Origin of the sequence: Streptomyces abikoensis (genome assembly GCF_014648775.1) — a bacterium.
In the GTDB taxonomy this organism is placed as follows: Bacteria; Actinomycetota; Actinomycetes; order Streptomycetales; family Streptomycetaceae; genus Streptomyces; species Streptomyces abikoensis.
In genome coordinates this window covers 992,454-1,012,845 of record NZ_BMRT01000001.1, presented here as the reverse complement: position 1 = coordinate 1,012,845, position 20,392 = coordinate 992,454, and the positions used below count along the sequence as shown (strand labels likewise).

General features: G+C 75.3%; 18 protein-coding genes. 11 read left to right on the top strand and 7 right to left on the bottom strand.

From position 1 onward, the window contains the following. The first annotated feature begins 38 nt into the window (after window positions 1–38). Window positions 39–2,036 carry a S9 family peptidase gene (locus tag IE096_RS04360; protein ID WP_189448532.1) on the top strand — a complete coding sequence of 666 codons (1,998 nt, stop codon included), beginning with the start codon at window positions 39–41 and terminating at the stop codon, window positions 2,034–2,036. Between the two features lie 39 nt (window positions 2,037–2,075). Here the strand turns inward: IE096_RS04360 and IE096_RS04355 are convergent, their stop codons facing one another. Further along, window positions 2,076–2,882 (bottom strand): ABC transporter ATP-binding protein, encoded by an 807-nt coding sequence (locus IE096_RS04355; protein WP_189448530.1) that lies wholly within the window; start codon window positions 2,880–2,882, stop codon window positions 2,076–2,078. Window positions 2,883–3,043: 161 nt separating this feature from the next. Here IE096_RS04355 and IE096_RS04350 point away from each other — a divergent pair, with 161 nt between their 5' ends. The 7 genes from IE096_RS04350 (at window position 3,044) to IE096_RS04320 (ending at window position 10,948) form a co-directional block, all read left to right on the top strand. Next, window positions 3,044–3,838, top strand: coding sequence for a 2,3-dihydro-2,3-dihydroxybenzoate dehydrogenase (locus IE096_RS04350; RefSeq protein WP_189448528.1), 795 nt, complete (start codon window positions 3,044–3,046; stop codon window positions 3,836–3,838). A gap of 156 nt (window positions 3,839–3,994) precedes the next feature. Next, window positions 3,995–5,161: an isochorismate synthase DhbC gene (gene dhbC / locus IE096_RS04345; protein ID WP_229819988.1), complete on the top strand. Its 1,167-nt coding sequence runs from the start codon at window positions 3,995–3,997 to the stop codon at window positions 5,159–5,161. Next, complete coding sequence (locus IE096_RS04340) at window positions 5,158–6,828, top strand: (2,3-dihydroxybenzoyl)adenylate synthase (protein WP_229819905.1); 1,671 nt, start codon at window positions 5,158–5,160, stop codon at window positions 6,826–6,828. Before dhbC ends, IE096_RS04340 begins: the two co-directional genes overlap by 4 nt. 37 nt (window positions 6,829–6,865) lie before the next feature. Next, window positions 6,866–7,498, top strand: coding sequence for an isochorismatase family protein (locus IE096_RS04335; protein WP_189448525.1), 633 nt, complete (start codon window positions 6,866–6,868; stop codon window positions 7,496–7,498). A 5-nt stretch (window positions 7,499–7,503) separates the two neighbouring features. Further along, window positions 7,504–7,734 (top strand): phosphopantetheine-binding protein, encoded by a 231-nt coding sequence (locus IE096_RS04330; protein ID WP_189448523.1) that lies wholly within the window; start codon window positions 7,504–7,506, stop codon window positions 7,732–7,734. After that, a complete protein-coding gene (locus IE096_RS04325) occupies window positions 7,731–10,277 on the top strand; it encodes a condensation domain-containing protein (protein WP_189448521.1) in 2,547 nt (848 codons plus the stop codon). The genes IE096_RS04330 and IE096_RS04325 overlap by 4 nt, the downstream gene beginning before the upstream one ends. Next, complete coding sequence (locus IE096_RS04320; RefSeq protein WP_229819904.1) at window positions 10,274–10,948, top strand: 4'-phosphopantetheinyl transferase family protein; 675 nt, start codon at window positions 10,274–10,276, stop codon at window positions 10,946–10,948. The genes IE096_RS04325 and IE096_RS04320 overlap by 4 nt, the downstream gene beginning before the upstream one ends. Window positions 10,949–11,341: 393 nt before the next feature. Here the strand turns inward: IE096_RS04320 and IE096_RS04315 are convergent, their stop codons facing one another. After that, window positions 11,342–11,692, bottom strand: coding sequence for a VOC family protein (locus tag IE096_RS04315; protein ID WP_189448520.1), 351 nt, complete (start codon window positions 11,690–11,692; stop codon window positions 11,342–11,344). A gap of 10 nt (window positions 11,693–11,702) precedes the next feature. Beyond that, window positions 11,703–12,536: a class I SAM-dependent methyltransferase gene (locus IE096_RS04310; RefSeq protein WP_189448518.1), complete on the bottom strand. Its 834-nt coding sequence runs from the start codon at window positions 12,534–12,536 to the stop codon at window positions 11,703–11,705. A 156-nt stretch (window positions 12,537–12,692) separates the two neighbouring features. On the opposite strand from IE096_RS04310, the gene IE096_RS04305 reads away from it, so the two are divergent. Together IE096_RS04305 and IE096_RS04300 are read left to right on the top strand one after the other, a co-directional pair. Then, the gene (locus IE096_RS04305; protein WP_189448516.1) at window positions 12,693–13,892 is read left to right on the top strand and encodes an aminotransferase class I/II-fold pyridoxal phosphate-dependent enzyme; all 1,200 of its coding nucleotides are present in this window, start codon (window positions 12,693–12,695) and stop codon (window positions 13,890–13,892) included. A gap of 84 nt (window positions 13,893–13,976) precedes the next feature. Next, window positions 13,977–15,038 (top strand): MBL fold metallo-hydrolase, encoded by a 1,062-nt coding sequence (locus tag IE096_RS04300; RefSeq protein WP_189448514.1) that lies wholly within the window; start codon window positions 13,977–13,979, stop codon window positions 15,036–15,038. Window positions 15,039–15,059: 21 nt separating this feature from the next. Here the strand turns inward: IE096_RS04300 and IE096_RS04295 are convergent, their stop codons facing one another. From IE096_RS04295 to IE096_RS04285, 3 genes are all read right to left on the bottom strand, one after another. Beyond that, complete coding sequence (locus IE096_RS04295) at window positions 15,060–16,325, bottom strand: RCC1 domain-containing protein (RefSeq protein WP_189448513.1); 1,266 nt, start codon at window positions 16,323–16,325, stop codon at window positions 15,060–15,062. A gap of 206 nt (window positions 16,326–16,531) precedes the next feature. Beyond that, a complete protein-coding gene (locus IE096_RS04290; protein ID WP_189448511.1) occupies window positions 16,532–17,080 on the bottom strand; it encodes a GNAT family N-acetyltransferase in 549 nt (182 codons plus the stop codon). A gap of 36 nt (window positions 17,081–17,116) precedes the next feature. Further along, window positions 17,117–17,707: a TetR/AcrR family transcriptional regulator gene (locus IE096_RS04285; RefSeq protein WP_189449582.1), complete on the bottom strand. Its 591-nt coding sequence runs from the start codon at window positions 17,705–17,707 to the stop codon at window positions 17,117–17,119. Between the two features lie 125 nt (window positions 17,708–17,832). On the opposite strand from IE096_RS04285, the gene IE096_RS04280 reads away from it, so the two are divergent. Next, entirely contained in the window at window positions 17,833–18,243 is a 411-nt protein-coding gene (locus IE096_RS04280) for a DUF6463 family protein (RefSeq protein ID WP_189448510.1), read from the top strand. Between the two features lie 212 nt (window positions 18,244–18,455). Here the strand turns inward: IE096_RS04280 and IE096_RS04275 are convergent, their stop codons facing one another. Next, on the bottom strand, window positions 18,456–20,333 hold the full coding sequence (locus IE096_RS04275) for a DUF5107 domain-containing protein (RefSeq protein ID WP_189448509.1): 1,878 nt from the start codon (window positions 20,331–20,333) through the stop codon (window positions 18,456–18,458). Between the last annotated feature and the right edge of the window lie 59 nt (window positions 20,334–20,392).

Below are 20,392 nucleotides of genomic sequence, written 5' to 3'. Positions count from 1 at the left end.
GCGAGTTCGGATCACTTTACTTGGGAGGCGTAGCAATCATGGTGTCCACGGCGCCCTACGGAGCCTGGCGGTCCCCGATCGACGCCGCGCTCGCCGCGGCGCACGACGGCCGGCCGGAGTTCGTGGGCACGGTCGGTGACGAAGTGTGGTGGGTGACCTCCTGTCCGGCGGAGGGCGGCCGGTCGACCCTGGTGCGCCGGCGCTCCGGCGGCGAGGAGGGCCCGGCCCTGGCCGCGCCGTGGAACGTCCGCAGCCGGGTCATGGAGTACGGCGGCCGCCCCTGGGCGGCCGTGCCCCGCCGGTCCGGCGGGCCGCTGGTGGTCTTCGTCCACTTCGCGGACCAGCGGCTGTACGTGTGGGAGCCGGACGGCCCGGCCGGCGGCGGGCCCCGGCCGCTGACGCCGGTGTCGTCCGTGGGTGGCGGTCTGCGCTGGGCGGATCCGGTGCTGCTGCCGGAGCGCGGCGAAGTGTGGTGCGTGCTGGAGGAGTTCACCGGGGAGGGGCCGGACCGGCTGCGGCGGCTGATAGCCGCCGTGCCGTTGGACGGCTCGGCCGCCGAGGAGCGCGCGGCGGTGCGCGAGCTCACCGGTGACGACAGCCGTTTCGTCACCGGGCCCCGGCTCTCCCCGGACGGCCTGCGGGCGGCGTGGCTCGCCTGGGACCACCCCCGGATGCCCTGGGAGGGCACGGAGCTGAAGGTCGCCGAGGTCACGGAGGGCGCGGGCGGTGCCCTGCTGACGGGCGCGCGGACGGTGCTGGGCGGCGCGACGGAGGCCGTCGCCCAGGTGGAGTGGGCGCACGACGGGTCGCTGCTGGCGGTGACCGACCGTACGGGGTGGTGGAATCCGTACCGGGTGGACCCGGAGACGGGGGAGGGCGTCAACCTCTGCCCGCGCGAGGAGGAGTTCGCGGGGGCGCTGTGGCGGCCGGGGCTGAGCTGGTTCGCCCCGCTGGCCGGTGGGCTGGTGGCCGTCGTCCACGGCCGGGGCGCCCAGCGGCTGGGGATCCTCGACCCCGACACCGGGGAGCTGGTGGACGCCGCCGGGCCGTGGACGGAGTGGGCCGCGACCCTGGCGGCGGACGGCTCGCGGGTCGTGGGCGTGGCCGCCAGCCCGCGCAGCGGCTACGAGGTGGTGGAGCTCGACGTCCGTACGGGCAGGGCCCGCGCGATCGGCGCCCGGCACCGGGACGCGGTGGACCCGGCCTACTACCCCGAGCCCCTCATCCGCACCTTCACCGGGCCGGGCGGGCGGGACGTCCACGCCCACGTCTATCCGCCGCACAGCCCGGATTACACGGCACCCGCCGATCAGGCGCCGCCGTTCGTGGTGTGGGCGCACGGCGGGCCCACCGGGCGGGCGCCGCTGGTGCTCGATCTGGAGATCGCCTACTTCACCTCGCGGGGCATCGGCGTCGTCCAGGTCAACTACGGCGGGTCCACCGGCTACGGGCGGGCCTACCGCGACCGGATCAGGGAGCGGTGGGGCGTGGTGGACGTGGAGGACTGCGCGGCCGTCGCGGAGGCGCTGGCCGAGGAGGGCGGCGCCGACCGGGCCCGGCTGGCGATACGCGGCGGCAGCGCGGGCGGCTGGACGACGGCCGCCTCGCTGGTGTCCTCGGACCTCTACGCCTGCGGGGCCATCTGCTTCCCGGTGCTGGATCTGTCGGCCATGGCGGCGGGCGGCACCCATGACCTGGAGTCGCGTTATCCGGAGTACCTGGTCGGCCCGCTCGCCGACGTCCCCGACCGCTACCGGGAGCGCTCGCCGATATCCCGGGCGGACCGGCTCACCGCGGCCTTCCTGCTGCTCCAGGGCCTGGAGGACCCGGTCTGCCCGCCCGAGCAGGGGGAGCGGTTCCTGGCGGCGGTCGAGGGCAGGGGCGTGCCGCACGCGTACCTCGCGTTCGAGGGCGAGGGCCACGGCCTCCGTGAGCAGCGCAACATCGTGCGCGCGCTGGAGGCGGAACTCTCCCTCTACGCCCAGACCTTCGGGATGGAGGTGCCGGGCATACCCGTCCTGGAGCTCGTCAAGTGACGGGCTCGTGGCCGGGGTCGTGGGGCCGGCCGGGGTGACTCACGCCGCCCGGACCGCCTGGGCGGCGGCGGGTCGGCGCGGCGCGGGGACGACGACGGGGGAGCCGTCGCCGGGGGCGGCCAGGATGTCGGACTCGACCCCGTAGAGCTCGCGGACGAGGGCGGCGTCCACGACCTCGCGGGAGGGGCCGTGGGCGACGACGCGCCCGTCCCGCATGGCCACGATCACATCGGCGTAGCGGGCGGCGCTCGCCAGGTCGTGGAGGACCATCATGACCGTGCGGCCCGCCGCGGCGACCTCGCGGACGAGTTCCAGGACGTCGACGGCGTGCCCCAGGTCGAGGGCGCTCGTCGGCTCGTCCAGCAGGACGACGGGCGTCTCCTGGGCGAGGACCATGGCCAGCCAGCACCGCTGGCGCTGGCCGCCGGAGAGCTGGTCGAGCCGGCGCCCGGCCAGCGCGGCGGTGCCGGTGGCCTCCAGCGCGGCCTCGACGGCCCGTTCGTCCTCGCGCGACCACTGGCGGAAGAGGCCCTGGTGGGGGTGGCGTCCGTAGCGGACGAGCCCGGCGACGGTCACGGCCTCGGGCGCCTGCGGCGACTGGGGGAGCAGCGCGATGCGGTGCGCCGCCCTGCGAGGGGTGAGCCGCCAGATGTCGGCATCGCCGATCCGGACCGTGCCGGAGTCCGGCTGGTGCAGCCGGGCGATGGAGCGCAACAGGGTGGACTTGCCGCAGCCGTTGGGCCCCACGACGGCGACGACCTGTCCCTCGGGGACGGTCAGGTCCACGCCGTGGACGACCGGGTGGCCGGGGTATCCGGCGGTGAGCTGTTCGACGACGAGTCGCATGAGGTTAGCCTAACCTAATGGTCGACATCTGTTTCCCTCGGGTTTTGCGTTGTCCTCTTGGCCTCCTTGGCTTTTGACGGGGCGCCCGATTGTCCGGCCGCACGTCAATTCCCCCTGGTGAAGATGTTGTGTAAGGTAAGGCTTACCTTAATTCGAGTGGAATGGGGGAAACCGCTGTGGAGCAGTCCGCACTGGCCGGCCGGATCGCGCTGGTCACCGGCGCCGGGCAGGGCATAGGCGAGGCCGTGACCCGCGCCCTGGTCGCCCAGGGAGCGCGCGTCGCGGCCGTTGACGCGACGGAGAACGGCGTCAAGGCGCTCGAGACGGAATACGGCACCGAAAAGGTGACCCACTACACCGCCGACGTCTCCGACAGCCGGGCCGTCGAGGCCGTCTTCGAGGAAGTGGAGCGCACCGCCGGCCCGCTCGACATCCTCGTCAATGTCGCCGGGGTGCTGCGGACTTCACCCGTCGTCGAGATCACCGACGAGGACTGGAAGCGCACCTTCGACGTCAACTCCACCGGTGTCTTCAACACCTCCCGCGCCGCCGCCCGCCGGATGAGCGGGCGCCGCTCCGGGTGCATCGTCACCGTCGGCTCCAACGCCGCCGGAGTGCCGCGCACCAGCATGGCCGCGTACGCCGCCTCGAAGGCCGCCGCCACCATGTTCACCAAGTGCCTCGGGCTGGAGCTGGCCCGCAGCGGGGTCCGCTGCAACGTCGTCTCGCCCGGCTCCACGGACACCGCGATGCAGCGCTCCCTGTGGTCCGGCGACGAGCCGCCCGCGGGCGTCATCGACGGCGACCCCGGCTCGTACCGCGTCGGCATCCCCCTCGGCCGGATCGCCGAGCCCTCCGACATCGCCGACGCCGTCCTCTTCCTGGTCTCCGACCGCGCCCGGCACATCACGATGCACGACCTCTACGTCGACGGCGGCGCCACCCTCCGCGCCTAGCCGCGGTTTGTGCCCACCGGGCCGCACCCGCACCCCCTACATCAGCCCCACCCGGGCCCCTCAACACCCCCATACCCGGTGCGATCCACCGGGAGAACGGAGCAGCAGGTGACCACGGTTCACCCCGTCGCCGACCGGCCGAGCGCGAGCGGCCCCGTGGACCCGACGGCCACCGTCGGCGCCGCCACCTCGCTGCTCGACGCCTACGAACCCGGCCGCGCCCGGTTCTTCGCCTCGCCCACCCGCACCCTGCTCGCCCACGGCACCCGCGCCGAGGTCCCGCACGGCACGGCCCCCCTGCACCGGCGGGTCACCGAGACCCTCGAAGCCGAACTCCTCGCGGGCAACCCCGCGCCCGTCGTCGTCGGCGCCGTGCCCTTCGACCAGACCGCCCCCGCCGCGCTCGCCGTGCCGGAGGCCGTCCGCTGGGCGCCGCCGCTCGCCGAGGACCCGCTCGTCGCCCTGCCCGCCGCCGCCCCCGCCGCGGCCGACTGGGACATCCGGCCCGTACCCGAGCCGGCGGCCTACGGCAGAGCCGTCGCCGAGGCCGTACGGCGCATGAAGCGCGGCGACTTCAGCAAGGTCGTCCTCGCCCGCACCCTCGAACTGCGCTCCTCGCGCGACCTCGACCTGCCCGCGCTGCTCCAGCGCCTCGCCCGCCGCGACCCCGGCGGCTACACCTTCGCCGTCCCCTCCGGCCCCGGCCGCACCCTGCTCGGCGCCAGCCCCGAACTCCTCGTCTCCCGGCGCGGCGGCCGCCTCGTGGCCAACCCGCTCGCCGGCTCCATACCCCGCAGCGCCGACCTCGCCGAGGACGTCCGCCGTGCCGCCGGGCTGCTGGAGTCGGCGAAGGACCTGCACGAGCACGCCGTCGTCGTCGACGCCGTCCGCGAGGCCCTCGCCCCCTACTGCCGCACCCTCGACGTGCCCGCGCGCCCCACCCTGGTGCGCACCGCCGCGATGTGGCACCTGTCCACCACCGTCGTCGGCGAGCCGGCCGACCCCGCCGTCTCCGCCCTGGAACTGGCCTGCGCCCTCCACCCGACGCCCGCTGTGTGCGGCACCCCCACCGACACCGCCCGCCGGGTCATCGGGGAGCTCGAGCCCTTCGACCGGGGCGCCTACACCGGCATGGTCGGGTGGGGTGACGCGAGCGGCGACGGCGAATGGGTCGTCACCATCCGCTGCGCCGAGGCCGAGGAGCGCACGCTGCGCCTCTTCGCGGGCGCGGGCGTCGTCGAGCAGTCCTCGCCGGAGGCGGAGACCGCCGAGACCGGCGCCAAGTTCCAGACGTTCCTTCAGGCAGTGGGGGTCGACCAGTGACGGTCACCAAGAAGATCGAGGACATCGACGACGCGCCCGGATACCCGGCGGAGTTCGCCGAGCGCTACCGGGCCAAGGGCTACTGGCGTGGCGAAACGTTCGGCCAGATGCTGCGCGACCGCGCCGAGAAGCACCCCGACCGGATCGCGATCGTCGACCCGGCCGGTGAGGGACGCCGCTGGACGTACGCCGAACTCGACCTGCGCGCCGACCGGCTGGCCGCCGGCCTGCTCGCGCGCGGCATCGGCAAGGGCGACCGCGTGGTCCTCCAGCTGCCGAACGTCGCCGAGTTCTTCGAGGTCGTCTTCGCCCTCTTCCGCATCGGCGCCCTGCCCGTCTTCGCCCTCCCGGCGCACCGCGAGACCGAGATCCGCCACTTCTGCGCCTTCACCGAAGCGGCCGCCTACGTCATCGCCGACGTCGCCGAGGGCTACGACTACCGTGAGCTCGCCACCAAGGTGCGGGCCGACGTCCCCACCCTGAAGCACGTCCTCGTCGTCGGCGACCCCGGCGAGCACACCGCCCTCGCCGACGTCCCGGCCGAGCCCGTGGCCATCGACGACGCGCCCCAGCCGCACGAGCTGGCCTTCCTCCAGCTCTCCGGCGGCTCCACCGGCGTGCCCAAGCTCATCCCGCGCACCCACGACGACTACATCTACTCGCTGTGGGGCTCCAACGAGATCTGCGGAGTCGACGAGCACAGCGTCTTCCTCTGCGCGCTGCCCGCCGCCCACAACTTCCCCCTCAGCTCGCCCGGCACCCTCGGCGCCCTCTACGCCGGCGCCCGGGTCGTCCTCGCCCCCCGCCCCAGCCCCGACGTGGCCTTCCCGCTGATCGAGGCCGAGGGCGTCACCCTCACCGGCCTCGTCCCGCCGCTGGCCCTGGTGTGGACCGAGGCGGCCGCCACCACCCCGCACGACCTCTCCAGCCTGGAGGTGCTGCTCGTCGGCGGCGCCAAGTTCAGCGAGGAGGCCGCCCGGCGCGTCCGCCCCGCCCTCGGCTGCACCCTCCAGCAGGTCTTCGGCATGGCGGAGGGCCTGGTGAACTACACCCGGCTCGACGACCCCGAGGACACCATCGTCACCACCCAGGGCCGCCCCATCTCGCCCGACGACGAGATCCGCGTCGTGGACGACGAGGACAACGACCTGCCCGTGGGCGCCACCGGACACCTCCTCACCCGCGGCCCCTACACCATCCGCGGCTACTGGCGGGCCCCCGAGCACAACGCCACCGCCTTCACGGCCGACGGCTTCTACCGCACCGGCGACGTCGTACGGCTCACGGAGACGGGCCACCTCGTCGTCGAGGGCCGGGCCAAGGACCAGATCAACCGGGGCGGCGAGAAGGTCGCGGCCGAGGAGATCGAGAACCACATCCTCGCCCACCCGTCCGTCCACGACGTCGCCGTCGTCTCCATGCCCGACGACTACCTCGGCGAGCGCACCTGCGCCTACGTCGTGCTGCGCGCGGGCGCCGAGCCGGTGAAGTCCGTCGCCGTCAAGAAGTTCGTGCGCGAGCGCGGCCTCGCCGCCTTCAAGGTGCCCGACCGCGTCGAGTTCGTCGAGGCGTTCCCGCAGACCGGCATCGGCAAGGTCTCCAAGAAGGACCTGCGCGCCACCATCGCCGCACGGCTGCGCGAGACGACCGCCGCCGCCCGCGACTGAGACCTCACCGCTCGAACCACGAAAGGCCACCGTCACCATGGCGCTCCCCGCCATCACCCCCTACCCCATGCCCACCGCCGCGGACCTCCCCGCGAACAAGGTCGCCTGGACGGTCGACCCCCGCCGCGCCGTGCTGCTCGTCCACGACCTGCAGAACTACTTCCTCGACGCCTTCGAGACCGGCGCCTCGCCCGTCACCGAGCTGCTCGCCAACATCGCACGGCTCAAGAAGGAGTGCGCCCGCCTCGGCGTCCCCGTCGTCTACTCCGCCCAGCCCGGCGGCCAGAGCCCCGCCGAGCGCGGCCTCCAACAGGACTTCTGGGGTCCCGGACTGCCCGACGACGAGCGCGCCAAGGCCATCGTCGACGCCGTCGCCCCCGACGCGGGCGACACCGTGCTCACCAAGTGGAAGTACAGCGCCTTCGTCCGCACCGACCTCGCCGAGCGGATGGCGGAGCAGGGCCGCGACCAGCTGATCGTCGTCGGCGTCTACGCCCACATCGGGGTCATGATGAGCGCCTGCGACGCCTGGATGCGCGACATCCAGCCCTTCCTCGTCGCCGACGCCGTCGCCGACTTCTCCGCCGGCGACCACGCCATGGCACTTCGCTGGGCGGCCGCCAAGTGCGCCGTCGTCACCACCACCGACCGCGTCTTCGAAGGACAGTGAGCACCGTGGCCCTGACCCTGGAACAGATCCGCGCCGACGTCGCCGACGTGCTGGGCGAGGACCCGGCCGACATCCCCGACGACGAGAACCTCGTGGACTACGGCCTCGACTCCGTCCGCATCATGACCCTCGTCGAACGCTGGCGGCGCGACCACGGCACCGAGGTCACCTTCGTCGACCTCGCGGAGAAGCCGGCCATCGAGGAGTGGGCACCCCTGCTGGGGGCCTCGGCATGACGACCACCGCACTCGAGCGGCCCGTCAGCGGCAGCGGACCCGACCGGCGCCTCGCGCCGGAGGGGCTGCCGCTGACGGCCGCTCAGTCGGCCGTGTGGCACGCCCGGACCCCCGGCCCGGGCAGCCCCGCGTGGGCCACCGCCGAGTACCTGGACATCCGCGGCGAGCTGGACCCGGAGCTCTTCGCCCAGGCCCTGTACCGCGTCGCCCGCGAGGCGGACACCCTGGGCGTACGGATCGCGGACACGCCCGCCGGGCCCCGGCAGCTGCCCGTCGACATCCCGCCGCCCGGCCACGGCTTCCCCCTCCACACCGCCGACCTCCGCGCCGAACGCGACCCCATGGGCGCCGCCCACGCCCGGATGCGCGCCGACCTGGCCGTCCCCTTCGACCTCGCCCGCGGCCCGCTCTTCGGCCACGGCCTGCTGCGCGTCGGCGAACAGCGCTGGCTGTGGTCCCAGCGCGTCCACCACGCCGTCCTCGACGGCTACGGCCACTCCCTCCTCGCCCGCCGCACCGCCGACGTCTACACCGCCCTCGTCGCGGGCACCGACCCCGGCCCGGGCCCCTTCGGACGGCTCGCCGCGCTCGTCGAGGAGGACGCCGCCTACCGCGGCTCCGCCGCCCACGACCGCGACCGCGAGCACTGGCTCCGCCACGCCGCCGACGACGACGCCCCCACTCTCGCCGGCCGCACCGCGCCCCCCTCCGGTACCGCCCTCCGGAGCACCGCCCACCTGGGCACCGAGGAGACCGCCCGGCTGCGCGAACTCGCCGCGTCCGTCCGCGCCACCTGGCCCGACGTCCTCTTCGCCGCCCAGGCCCTCTACCTCTCCCGGGCCACCGGCAGCGAGCGCGTCACCCTCGGACTGCCCATGATGGGCCGCATGGGATCCGTCGCCCTGCGCATCCCCGGCATGGTCATGAACGTCCTGCCGCTGCGCTTCACCGTCACCCCCGACACCACCTTCGCCGAGCTCGCCCACCAGGCCGACCTCGGCATCCGCGCCGCGCGCCGCCACCAGCGCCACCGCCCCGCCGAACCGGTCCGCGCGCCCCAGGTCAACGTGATGCCCTTCGACTACGGGCTCACCTTCGCCGGCGCCCCCTCCACCGCCCACAACCTCTCCGGCGGCCCCGCCGCGGACCTGACCGTCAGCGTCTACGACCGCGCCGACGGCACCGGCCTGCGCGTCGACCACGACGCCAACCCCGCCCTGTACGACGCCCGGGAGCTCGCCGCCCACCAGCGCCGCTTCGTCGACCTCCTCGCCCGCCTCGCCGACGGCGACCCCCACCGGCCGCTCGCCGGTCTCGGCATCGCCACGGACGAGGAGCGCGCCCGGGTACTGACGGAGTTCAACGACACGGCCGTCGCCCTGCCCCCGACCACCCTCATCGGCCCGGTCGAGGCCCGCGCCGCCCGGACGCCCGGCGCCCCCGCCCTCGTCCACGGCGACCTCACCCTGACGTACGGCGAGCTCAACGCCCGGGCCTCCCGCCTCGCCCGGCACCTCGCCGGCCTCGGCGTCCGGCCCGGGGCGCGGGCCGCCGTGGCGCTCGGCCTCTCCGTCCGGGAGACGGTGGCGGTGCTCGCCGTCCTCAAGGCGGGCGGCGCGCTCACCGGCCCCGACGACCCCGCCGCCGTGTGCGTCGTGACCGACGCGGCCACGAGCCGCACGCTGCCGGACGTCCTCGTCGTCGACCTGGACGACCCCGCCGTGACGGCCGCCGTCGCCGGACAGCCGCCCGTCGACCCCGGCCGCGCGCTCACCCCGCACCACGGGGCCTATTCCGCCGGCTCCACCGGCTCCACCAGCGGAACTCTCGTCCCGCACGCCACGCTCGACGGTGGGCTGCGCTGGCTGAGCGACCGGTGCGGACTGACGGCCGGTGACCGCGTGCTGCGCCACGCCGAAGCCGGCTCGGAGGCATCGCTGCGGGAGCTGTTGTGGCCGCTGCGGGAAGGCGCCACGGTGGTCCTGCCGGAGAACGGGGACCTGGCCCGTACGGTCCGCGAACGGGGCGTCACGACGGTCCGCTGCGACAGGTCGCAGCTGGCGGCCCTCGGCGGTAGCTCGCTGCGGCGGGTCGTCTGCGAGGGCGACGCGCCCTCCCGCGAGGCCGTCGACGCCTTCCACCGGGCGCTCCCGGACGTGGCGCTGCACCTGGTGTACGGGGCGGGGGAGGCGGCCGGCGCCGCCCATCACCGCTGCGAGCCGGGCGAGCGCGGGCCCGTACCCCTGGGGCGGCCCGCCTGGAACACCCGCCTGTACGTGCTCGACGCGGCCCTCCAGCCGTGCCCGCCCGGCGTCACCGGCGAGCTGTACGTGGCCGCCGACCGGCCGGCCCACGGTCACGGGGCCGCCGGGGAACACCTCGTCGGCGACCCCTTCGGCCCGCCCGGCGGCCGGATGTACCGCACGGGCACCCCGGCCCGCTGGACGGCGGACGGCCGCCTGGAGCGCCCCGCCCCCACGACTCCGGCCTCGGCGGATGCCGCCGCCGAGGCCGGTCGGACCGCTCTCCCGGAGGCGCCGTGATCCGCCCCCGGGAGCTCGGCCGCGACCCGCTGCCCGGGCCCTGGCGCCCGGGCGGCGGCCCGGACGTCTGGCTGCTGAGGATCGCCGACGGGTCGACGTGGCCGCTCGACGACCTCGACGCCGACGAACGCACCCGGGCCGCCGGCTTCCTCCGCCCCCTCCACCGCGAGCGCTTCGTGGCCTCGCACGTGGGGTTGCGCCGCCTCCTGGGCGCGTACCTCGGCCTCCCGCCGGCCGACGTCGCCCTCACCCGCGAGCCCTGCCCCGGCTGCGGCGGCCCCCACGGCCGCCCGGCCGTCGCCGGACCGCTGCACTTCAACCTCTCCCACGCCGGGGAACTGGCCCTCTTCGCCTTCGCGGACACGCCGGTGGGAGCGGACGTCGAGGAGGAGCAGTCGGCGGCGGTCGTCGCCGACGTCTCCCCGATGCTCCACCCGGCGGAGACGGCCGAACTCGCCGCCCTCCCGGAACCGGAGCGCCCGGCGGCGTTCGCGCGCTGCTGGACGCGGAAGGAGGCCTACCTCAAGGGGACGGGCACGGGTCTGGCCGAGAGCCCGGCGGTCACGTACGTCGGCACGGGTTCCGTACCGGTGGCGCCGCCCGGGTGGACGCTGACCGACGTCGAGGCGGGCGCCGGACACGCGGCGGCCATCGCGGTGGCGGGGGGCTGAGAAGACCGGCACGCGCCGCCCACGACGGCGCCGGAGGTCCTACCTGCGGCGCCGGTAGTAATGCCCCAGGCGGAAGCCCGCATGTCGGCGTTGAGCGACGTGTAGACGAACAACGCGCCGAAAACGGTGGTGGCGAGCGCACCGAGCCCCAGCGCGGCCAGATCTCGCCCCAGCCCTGCACGAGCCCGAGGGCGAGAACCGCGAAGAACTCCGACACCAGGCTGAGGCCGACGAGGTGGAACGACCCCCAGCCGGGGGCGTGCAACTGCTCGTACTCCGAGGGCGCCGGCCCCACGGGTATGCCCACCGCGATGGCCAGGCGCCGCCGAACGGCGGATACGCGGGTACGAGTTCCCGTTACGGGAGGGCGTACCCGCATACCCGCCCCCCAGGTCACCCCGCCCGGCGGTCCACGTACTCGAACACCGACCCGTCCGGGTGACGGGCCACCAGGTTGCTGCCGATGGGCGTTCGCACCGGCCCCGCGATGATCTGCGCGCCGACCGCGCGCAGGTCGGCGAGGGCCTGGTCGACGTCCGTGACGGCGAGCGTGGCCGTGATGTTGCGCAGGACGGAGAGTTCGGCTTCCGGTCCGCTCATCAGGAAGAAGCAGCCGACGGCCGCGACCGAGACCCCGCCGCGCCGGAAGCGCTGGGCCTCGGTGCCGGTCAGTCGTTCGTACACCGCGATCGCCGATTCCAGATCGCTCACGCACACCCTTAGCGAAGTCCCCAGAATGTTCATGAAAAGCAGGCTAGTTGACCCGGCAGAGCAGTTCCCCGTGGAGCACCGAGAACCACGCGTCCTCGTGACGCCCCCACTCGTGCCAGGCCGCCGCGATCGCCTCCAGGCCCGCCCGGTCCGTGTGGCCGCCCTCGATCGCGTGGCGGGCGTACGGGTCGGAGCGGGTGCGGTCGGCCCACAGGCCGCTCCACCAGGCGCGTTGCTCGGCGCCCGTCCAGCACCAGGCGCCCGCCGTGGCGGTGACGTCGGTCAGGCCGGCCCGCCGGGCCCAGGACAGCAGTCGGCTGCCGGCGTCGGGTTCGCCGCCGCCGGCGCGGGCGACGTCCACGTACAGGCGCTGCCAGTCCTCCAGGCCGGGGACGCGCGGGTACCAGGTCATGGCCGTGTAGACGACGTCGCGCACGGCGACGATGCCGCCGGGGCGGCACACCCGGCGCATCTCGCGCAGGGCGGCCACCGGGTCGTCGAGGTACTGGAGCACCTGGTGGGCGTGGACGACGTCGAAGGAGCCGTCGGGGAAGTCCAGGGCGCGGACGTCGCCGACGGTGAAGTCGGTGTTGGACACGCCGCGTTCGCGGGCGGTGGCGCGGGCGGTCGCCAGGACGCCGGGGGCGGCGTCGAGGCCGGTGACCCGGCCGTGGGGCACCCGGGCGGCCAGGTCGGCGGTGATGCTGCCGGGGCCGCAGCCTATGTCCAGGATCCGGTGGTGGGGTTCGAGCGAGGGCAGCAGGTAGGCGGCGGAGTCGGCGGCCCTGCGGCGGCCGTGGGAGCGCAGCACGGACTCGTGGTGGCCGTGGATGTAGACGGTGCTCGCCGTGTTCCGTTCGTCGTGTCGTTCCGGCATGGTGGTCCCTTCGCTCCGTCGTGAAGTGGCGTTTCCACCGTAGGCCGTTCTCTCGCATCGTGAGAGTGCCGTCTTGGCATCCGGGACGGCGGGCTTTGTTCACTCCGCCGCCCGTGTCGGGCCGCCGCGCACCCCGTGATCTGCGAAGGTGTGAGGATGCAGCAGGTACCGCCCGCCCTCCCGCCGCCGGAGCGCGGGCTGCCCGTGCTTCCGGAGCTGGGCGAGCGGCTGGCGGGGGCGGCCGGTCTGGCCGGCCCCGAACCGGTCGGCGGCGGGCGGGCGCTGCGGGAGGCCGCCTGCGGCTACTGGGCGCGGCGCGGCCTGCCGACAGAGCCGGGGCGGGTCCTCGCGGCGCCCGGTGCCCAGCCGTTGCTGCTGGCCCTGTTCGCCTCGGCGGGCGGCGAGGTGCTGCTGACCCGGCCGTGCTCGGCGTCGTACAGCCCGCTGGCGAGGCTCGCCGGGCGGCTGGCGTACCACGTGCCGGTGCCGGCCGAGTGCGGTGGCGTGCCCGACCCCTACGCGCTGCTGGAGACCGTGCGCAGGATCCGGGCCGAGGGCGGCCGGCCGCGTTTCCTGGTGCTGTCGGTGGCCGACGACACCACCGGGACGGTCGCCCCGCCGGAGATCCTGCACGAGGTGTGCGAGGCGGCGGCGGCCGAGGAGCTGACGGTCGTCAGCGACGAGACATGGCGCGACACCCTCCACGACCCGCACGAGACGGTGTTCGTGGGGCCCGCCGAGATGTACCCGGACCGGGTCGTCGTCCTCACCGACCTCGCGGGCCCGCTCGCCCCCGTCGGCTGGCCGGCGGCGATCGCCCGTTTCCCGGCCGGGGGAGCCGGCCCCGCCCTGTACGCCCGCGCCGTCTCGCTGCTGACGGCGGTACGGGCCGAACTGCCGCCGCCGGTCGCGGCGGCCGTGGGCTGGGCGCTGACCGAACCGGAGCCCGTCCGGGCCCGGTCCGCCGCCACGGCCCGGCTGTACGGGCTGCTGGGCGAGGCGGCGCGGGAGCGGCTGGACGCCGCCGGGGTGCTCTGCCGGCCCCCGCGCACCGGGCCGCACCTCTACGCCGACCTGGGCGAGCTGCGGGAGCCCCTCGCCGCGCGGGGTGTCACCGACTCCGTGGAGCTGGAGGAGCGGCTGAGCGCGGCGCTCGGCCGTCCGGTGCCCGGCGGCCACCGGTTCGGCGACGACCCGGACGCGCTGCGGGTGCGGATCTCCACTCCACCGTTCCTCGGCACCGGCGACGACCGGTGGTGTCGTGCCCTGAGTACCCCGGATCCGCTGGCGGATCCGGATGTCGTGGAGGCGTTGTCCACTTTTGGATCGGCGTTCAGTGAACTCTCCGGTGACTGATCTACCGTCAGTCGGTGGGCGTACGACGGCGCGGGCCCCGCGCCCGTACCGCCAGGTTCCGGTTCCCCACGAATGGAGCCCCAGATGACCGAACAGACCGAGCGCCCTCTCGCGGAGCCGCGTCCTCTCGGGGAGCCGCGCCCGCTCGGCCAGGTCCGTTCCTGGCCCCGCTCGTTCGCCGACCGTCTCACCGCACCGCTGCCGGGAGTGCGCGCCATGGCCCGGCTGGCCCGCGAGGGCCGGCTGCGGCCCGGCGCGGCGGCGCTCCGCGAGGTCCCGCTGCTGCCGGTCGAGCCGGGCCCGCTGCCGGCCGCCGACGCCGGCTCGCTGGCCGTCACCTGGGCCGGGCACGCCAGCTGGGTGGTGCGCGTCGGCGGGCTGACGGTGCTGACCGACCCGGTCTGGTCCCGCCGGATCCTCGGCACCCCGCCCCGGGTGACGCCGGTGGGGGTGCCGTGGGAGGCGCTGCCGAGGATCGACGCCGTCGTCATCAGCCACAACCACTACGACCACCTCGACGCGCCCACCCTCAAGCGGCTCCCCCGCGACACCCCGCTGCTGCTGCCGGCGGGCCTGGCCGGCTGGGCGCGCCGCCGCCGGTTCACCCGGGTGACCGATCTCGACTGGTGGGAGGCGGTCGAGCTGCCCGGCCCGGCGGGCCCGGTGCGCTTCGACTTCGTCCCGGCCCACCACTGGAGCAAGCGCACCCTCACGGACACGTGCCGGTCGCTGTGGGGCGGCTGGGTGCTGACCGCGCCGGACGGACGGCGGGTGTACTTCGCCGGGGACACGGGTTACGGCTTCTGGTTCGAACGGATCGGCGAGCGCTATCCGGACATCGATGTCGCGCTGCTGCCCATCGGCGCCTACGACCCGCGCTGGATGCTGAGCCCGGTGCACACCGACCCGGAGGAGGCGGTGCGCGCCTGCGGGGACCTGGGGGCGCGGGTGCTGGCGCCGATGCACTGGGCGACGTTCCTGCTGTCCGCCGAGCCGCCGCTGGAGCCGCTGCGGCGGGTGCGGGCGGCGTGGGCGGCGACGGGCCGGCCCCGGGAGGACCTGTGGGACCTGCCGGTGGGCGCCTCACGGGTGCTCGCCGAGTACGACAGGAGCGAGTACGACAGGAGCGTCACGGGGCTGATGTGACGGGTGGGTGCCCTCTGTCGCTCACCCGGCGCCGGTTCCGGTGAACGTGAAGGTGAAGCGGTTGGCGCCGTGCCCGGTGCAGGTCAGGTGGGAGGGGAAGCGGCTGGCCCGGGTGTCGACGCCGACGGTGCGGGTGGTCTCGTCGTAGCTGAAACGGACGATGCCGTCGCCCAGGACCTCGTCCCCGCCCCGCCGGATCTCCAGCGTCACGGGTACGTCCTCCCGGATGCCGAATTCCTGGGCGGGCTGATGGGAGGTCAGGGCCACGTCGAGGTTGTCCTCGCGGCGCAGGAGCCACAGCGTCACGTCCGGCCCGGCGTCGTCGGCCGCGTGGAAGTTCGCCCGGATCACCCGGCCCCGGGGCCCGTCGGGGGCGACGACGGCGAGGCTGTGATAGCCGCCCGCGGCGATCCGCGCGGTGTGCCGGTGCCGCACGGCCTCCAGGATCCCCGACACCTGCCCGTCGCCGTCCTTGCCCGCGCCGAGCAGTTCGCCGTCCCGGGTCAGCGCCAGGCTGTGCAGATGGCCCGCCGCGACGGCCGTGACCCTGCGGCCCTGGGCGAGGCGCAGGATGCCGGACACCTGGTGGTGCCCGTCCCGGCCGGCGGCGAGCAGCAGGCCGTCGTCGGTGACGGCCAGGCTCTGCAGGGCGGCGGCGGACACGGCGACGACCTTCCGGCCGTCCGCCGCCGCCAGGATCCCGGAGACCTGCCGGTCGTCGTCGCGGCCGGCGGCCAGGATCCGGCCGTCCTCGGTCACCGCGAGGCTGTGGAAGTCGCCCGCCGCCACGGCGGTGATCCGGTGGCCCCGGGCCGCCGTCAGGATGCCCGACACCTGTCCGTCGCCGTCGTGCCCGGCGGCGAGCAGCTCGCCGTCCTCGGTCACGGCGAGGCTGTGCACGGCGCCGCCGTCGACGGTCGTGACCTTCTTGCCGCGCGCCGCGTCACGGGCGCCGGTGACCTGGCCGTTCTGGTCCTTCCCGGCGGCCAGCAGCCGGCCGTCCCGGGTCACCGCGAGGCTGTGGAAGCCGCCCGCGGCCACGGCGCCGACCAGCTCACCGCGCGCCAGCGCGAAGATCCCGGTCACCTGGGCGTAGTCGTCGAGCCCGGCGACCAGCAGCCGCCCGTCGTCGGTGACGGCCAGGCTGTGGTAGTCCCCGGCGGCGATCGCGCCGATCCGCTCGCCCTCGGCCGCCATGAGGATGCCCGGCACCTGACCCTGGAGGCCCAGCCCCGCCGCGTGGAGCCGGCCGGCGGCGTGGGCGGATACGGGCGGGTCGACGGCCAAGAGGGGCCTCCTTCGGCGCGGGCGGGACGGACGACGCAAAGGCCGCCGCCGTCCACGCTGGCCGCTCCGCCGGGCCGGGGCACGTGCGGGGCGGCCGAACGCGTGACGCGTGAGCGCTCCGCTGGAAGGCGGGCTAGTCATCCGCGGGCGCGTCGTGGCTGGTCGCGCAGTTCCCCGCGCCCCTTTGGGGCGCTGCCGAGCGCTGCTTAAGGGGCCGCCTCCAGGACGTGGACGCACAGCGGCCCGCCGTGGGCCGGATGGACGGTCCGGCGCTCGGGCCGCATGCCGAGCTTGCGCATGACGCCCTCGGAGGCGTCGTTGCCGACGGCGTGCACGCTCACCACCCGCGCGAGGCCGCGATCGCGCAGCGCGAAGTCCAGCACGACGCGGGCCGCCTCGGTGGCGAGCCCGCGCCCCCAGAACTCCCTGCCGAACCGCCAGCCGATCTCCACGGCCGGCAGGATCTCCGGCAGGAACTCCGGCACCGACAGCCCCGCGAACCCGGCGAACCGCCCGCTCTCCCGCTCCTCGACCGCGAACAGCCCCACGCCGCGTTCCTCCCACTCCCGCTCCCACGCGGCGATCCCGGCCGCCGTCTCCGCCCGGTCCAGGACCGAGCCGTCGCGGATCCAGCGCATCACTTCCGGGTCGGCGTTGATGGCCGCCATGGGCTCGACATCGTCCTCGCGCCAACGGCGCAGCGTCAGCCGGGGGGTTGTCAGTCGGGGCGTCGACGTGCGGAGGGTGGTGGTCATGTGCGGATGCTGCCCAGGGGGGAGGTGCGCCAGTCCCTAGCTCGTCGACGGGTCCGTGGGGTCGACCCCGCCGGGTGAGCGGCCGAAGACGAACTCGCTGGCGCGGGCGCGAACCTGGGCGTGGGTGCGGCCGGGGTGCTCGGCCGCGAGAAAGTGGCTGCCGATGGCCATGCAGAAGGCGAGCAGGCTGCGGGCCTCGATCTCGTCGGGGTCCGTACAGACGGTACTGAGCGCGTCGCGCAGCAACTGCATGCGCCGGTTGTCCACGCGGCGCAGGCGGTCGGCGACCGCCTGGTCGCGGCGGGCCCAGTCCCGTACGGCCAGGTCTATGGACAGCAGGCGGTCGCTGGAGAAGGTGAGTTGCCCGGCCAGCCGGACCTTGTCCAGAACGTCGCCGCTCTCGTGCTCGATCCGGTCGAGGACGTCGTCGACGCTCTCCCGCTCCCAGGCGTCGAGCATCTCCGTCAGCAGCGCGTCACGGCTGGCGAAGTAGCCGTAGAACCCGCCCCTGGTGACGCCCAGTTCCTTGGCCAGGGCCTCGACGCGCACCGCGTCCACGCCGCCCGTGGCCAGCGCCCGCAGTCCCTCTTCGACCCACGTCCCGCGCGGTGTGCGCAGCCTGCCCATCGTGTGACCCACCTCGCCCTTCCACTGGTTGTACATGGCCGTACAACCGGCCTAGCCTCGACTTGTACATAACTGTATAACCAGAGAGGACCACGGCTGTGGAGCGGCTTGAGCCTGGAAATCGGATGGTCAAGTGGGCAGGCTGGATCATCACCCTCGCCGGAACGGGACACACGGTGGGCAGCCTCGTCGAAGCGGCCCCCGAGCACGCTGGAACGTGGTTCGGCGGGGGGTGGAACTTGGGGGACTACCCCGACATGAGTGACGCCACCGTCGCGTGGTGGTACTCGGTGTTCAGTTTCGGGCCGCCGCTCCTCCTGGTCGGTCTGACCGTGCTGTGGCTGGACCGCCGCGGTATGAGGCCGCCCCTGTTCGTCCCGTGGGCCATGGCGGCGTGGGTCGTCGTCGGCTTCGTGGTCGACGGACCCTCGCCCTTGCTGATCCTCCTGGTCGCGGCCGGCCTGCTGCTGGCCGACGCCCGGCGCGCCGGGCGCCGCGAGAACACGCCGCCCCGGGCCGGCACGGCTTCTCGCTGAGGCCCGGAGGCGTCGACGGCGTCGGCCTGGCGACGCGGCGGCCTACCGCTTCGAGGCGGCCCACCGCGCCTTGCCGCGCTGAACGGTGGCCCGCTCCAGCTGGGCGAGCAGCGACGCCATCGCGTCGGGGTCCAGAACCAGCGGACTCTCCGCGCGGGTGCCGGCGCGGAACTCGACGGTGGATCGGCTCCACGGTACGAGGGCGCGGCGGCTCAGGGGAAGGTCTCCCCCTCGCCCAGGTCCTCCACCTCCACCCCCGCGTCCAGAATCGCCCGCGCCCCCGCCGCGTCCCCCCGCGCCTGGCGGACCCGTGCCTCCAGCAAGCGGAACCGCCCCCGCGCCCGGGCGGCGGGATGCAGCCCGGCCAGCACCGCCGCGGCGTCCTCCGCCCGCCCGGCCGCCAGCAGCGCCTCGATCGCCTCCCGCGCCAGCGCCGTCCGTGCGGGCCGCGACGCCCCCGCGTCCCGTGCCTCCGCCACCGCTCGCGCGTAGCGCTCGGCGGCCCGCTCCGGGTGGCCGCGCTCGACGTCCGCCGCCGCGAGCGCGCGGCGTGCCGGCCAGCCCATGCCCTGGCGGAGCGCGCGCTCCCAGCTGCGGACGGCCTGCGCGCGGTCGCCGGCGTGCCACTGGGCGACGCCCAGGTGGTAGGAGGCGTGCGGGGCGGGCTCGGCGTGCTCCAGCAGGTCCCGCCACGCGGGGGAGACCAGGGAGGGGCCGGGCTCCGGGCCCTCCTCGCCCAGCGCGCCGGTGCGCAGCAGCGCCCGCCACGGCCGCTGTTCGCCGTCCTCGGCGGGCACCGGGAACGGCGTGCCCGGCAGCTCCAGCCGACCCCGCTCGACCTCGAGCGCGCCCCAGCCGGAGCCGGTGGCCAGCGTCTCCTTGGGCTCGTGGTCGGCGTACGGCCGCCACGCCGCGTACGCGGCGTCGACGGCGGCGCGCGGCAGCGCCGCCTCCAGCCGCGCGGCGGCCTCGGCGCGCGCCGCCGCCCAGTCGGCGCCGTGGACGGCGGCGGGGTCGGCGGTCAGCGGCCCGTACGCCTCCAGCCAGGCGAACTCCCCGCCCGCCTCCAGGGGGACGTGCTCCAGCTGGGTCGGCGCGAGGCCCGCCTGGATCTCGGCGTAACCGCCCGTGCCGGGCTCGGTGAGCCACTCCTGCCAGCGCCGCCCGGTCTCGTCCGCGCCCCACAGGAAGAGCTTGCGGCCGGTGAGGGCGTCGGTGGAGGTCTGGACGAGCCCCTGGCCGTGCTCGTCGAGCGCGGCGATCCAGCGGCGTTCGCCGTCGGGGAGGTCGTAGAAGTAGTCGGCGTGCCGGGTGCCGTCCGCCGGGTACGTCCGGTCGGCGCCGTCCCAGTGGGGGACGGGCACCCGGCGCAGGGAGGCGCGGTCGTAGCCGAAGTGCCAGGCGGCCTCCGCCGGGGCGAGGACCCGGGTGCGCGGGGTCTCGGGCACGGCGGTGTTGGACCACCAGTAGACGGGCGCGGCGCGGTGGTGGGGATTGCGGACGCGCACCCCGGCGTAGAGGAAGTCGGATCCGTCGGGCAGCCACAGGTCGACCTGGAAGGGCAGGTCGCGCAGCCGCTCCCACTCCCACAGCCGCAGCATCTCGCCGCCGTCGGGCGCGGGCACGCGGGCCGCGTGGAGCGGGGCGACGGAGAGGGTGCCGTGGCCGGTCGCGCCGATGTTCCATTCGATGCCGCCGGAGAACCAGGCGCCGTTGAGGGCGAAGCCGGCGGGCTGGAGGACGGGGTTGGAGTAGACGAGCGGGCGGCCCGTCGGCTTGTGGACGAGGGAGTGCACCCGGCCGCCGAGCCCCGGCAGGACCGTGGCGCGCAGCCGGTCGTTCTCGATGACGATCGCGTCGAGGTCGGTGGGGACCCGGGTGCGGATGTAGTCGTCGCGGCGGCGGACGGGCAGCAGGGAGCGCAGCGGCGCGTAGCGCATCCGCCGGGCCATGGCGGGCGGCAGGCCCGCCATGGCGGCGCGGTCCAGGCGGTGGACGTCGCCGCGCGTGCCCAGCCGCGGCAGCGGGTTCTCCGGGCCGGGGGAGGCCGCGGGCAGGGTCAGCACGGCTCGGCGGATGGTGGTGGCCACGCGTCGGGCTCCCTTTCGCTTCGGAGGGCGCTTCGGAGGGTTTTCGGAGGGGCTTTCGG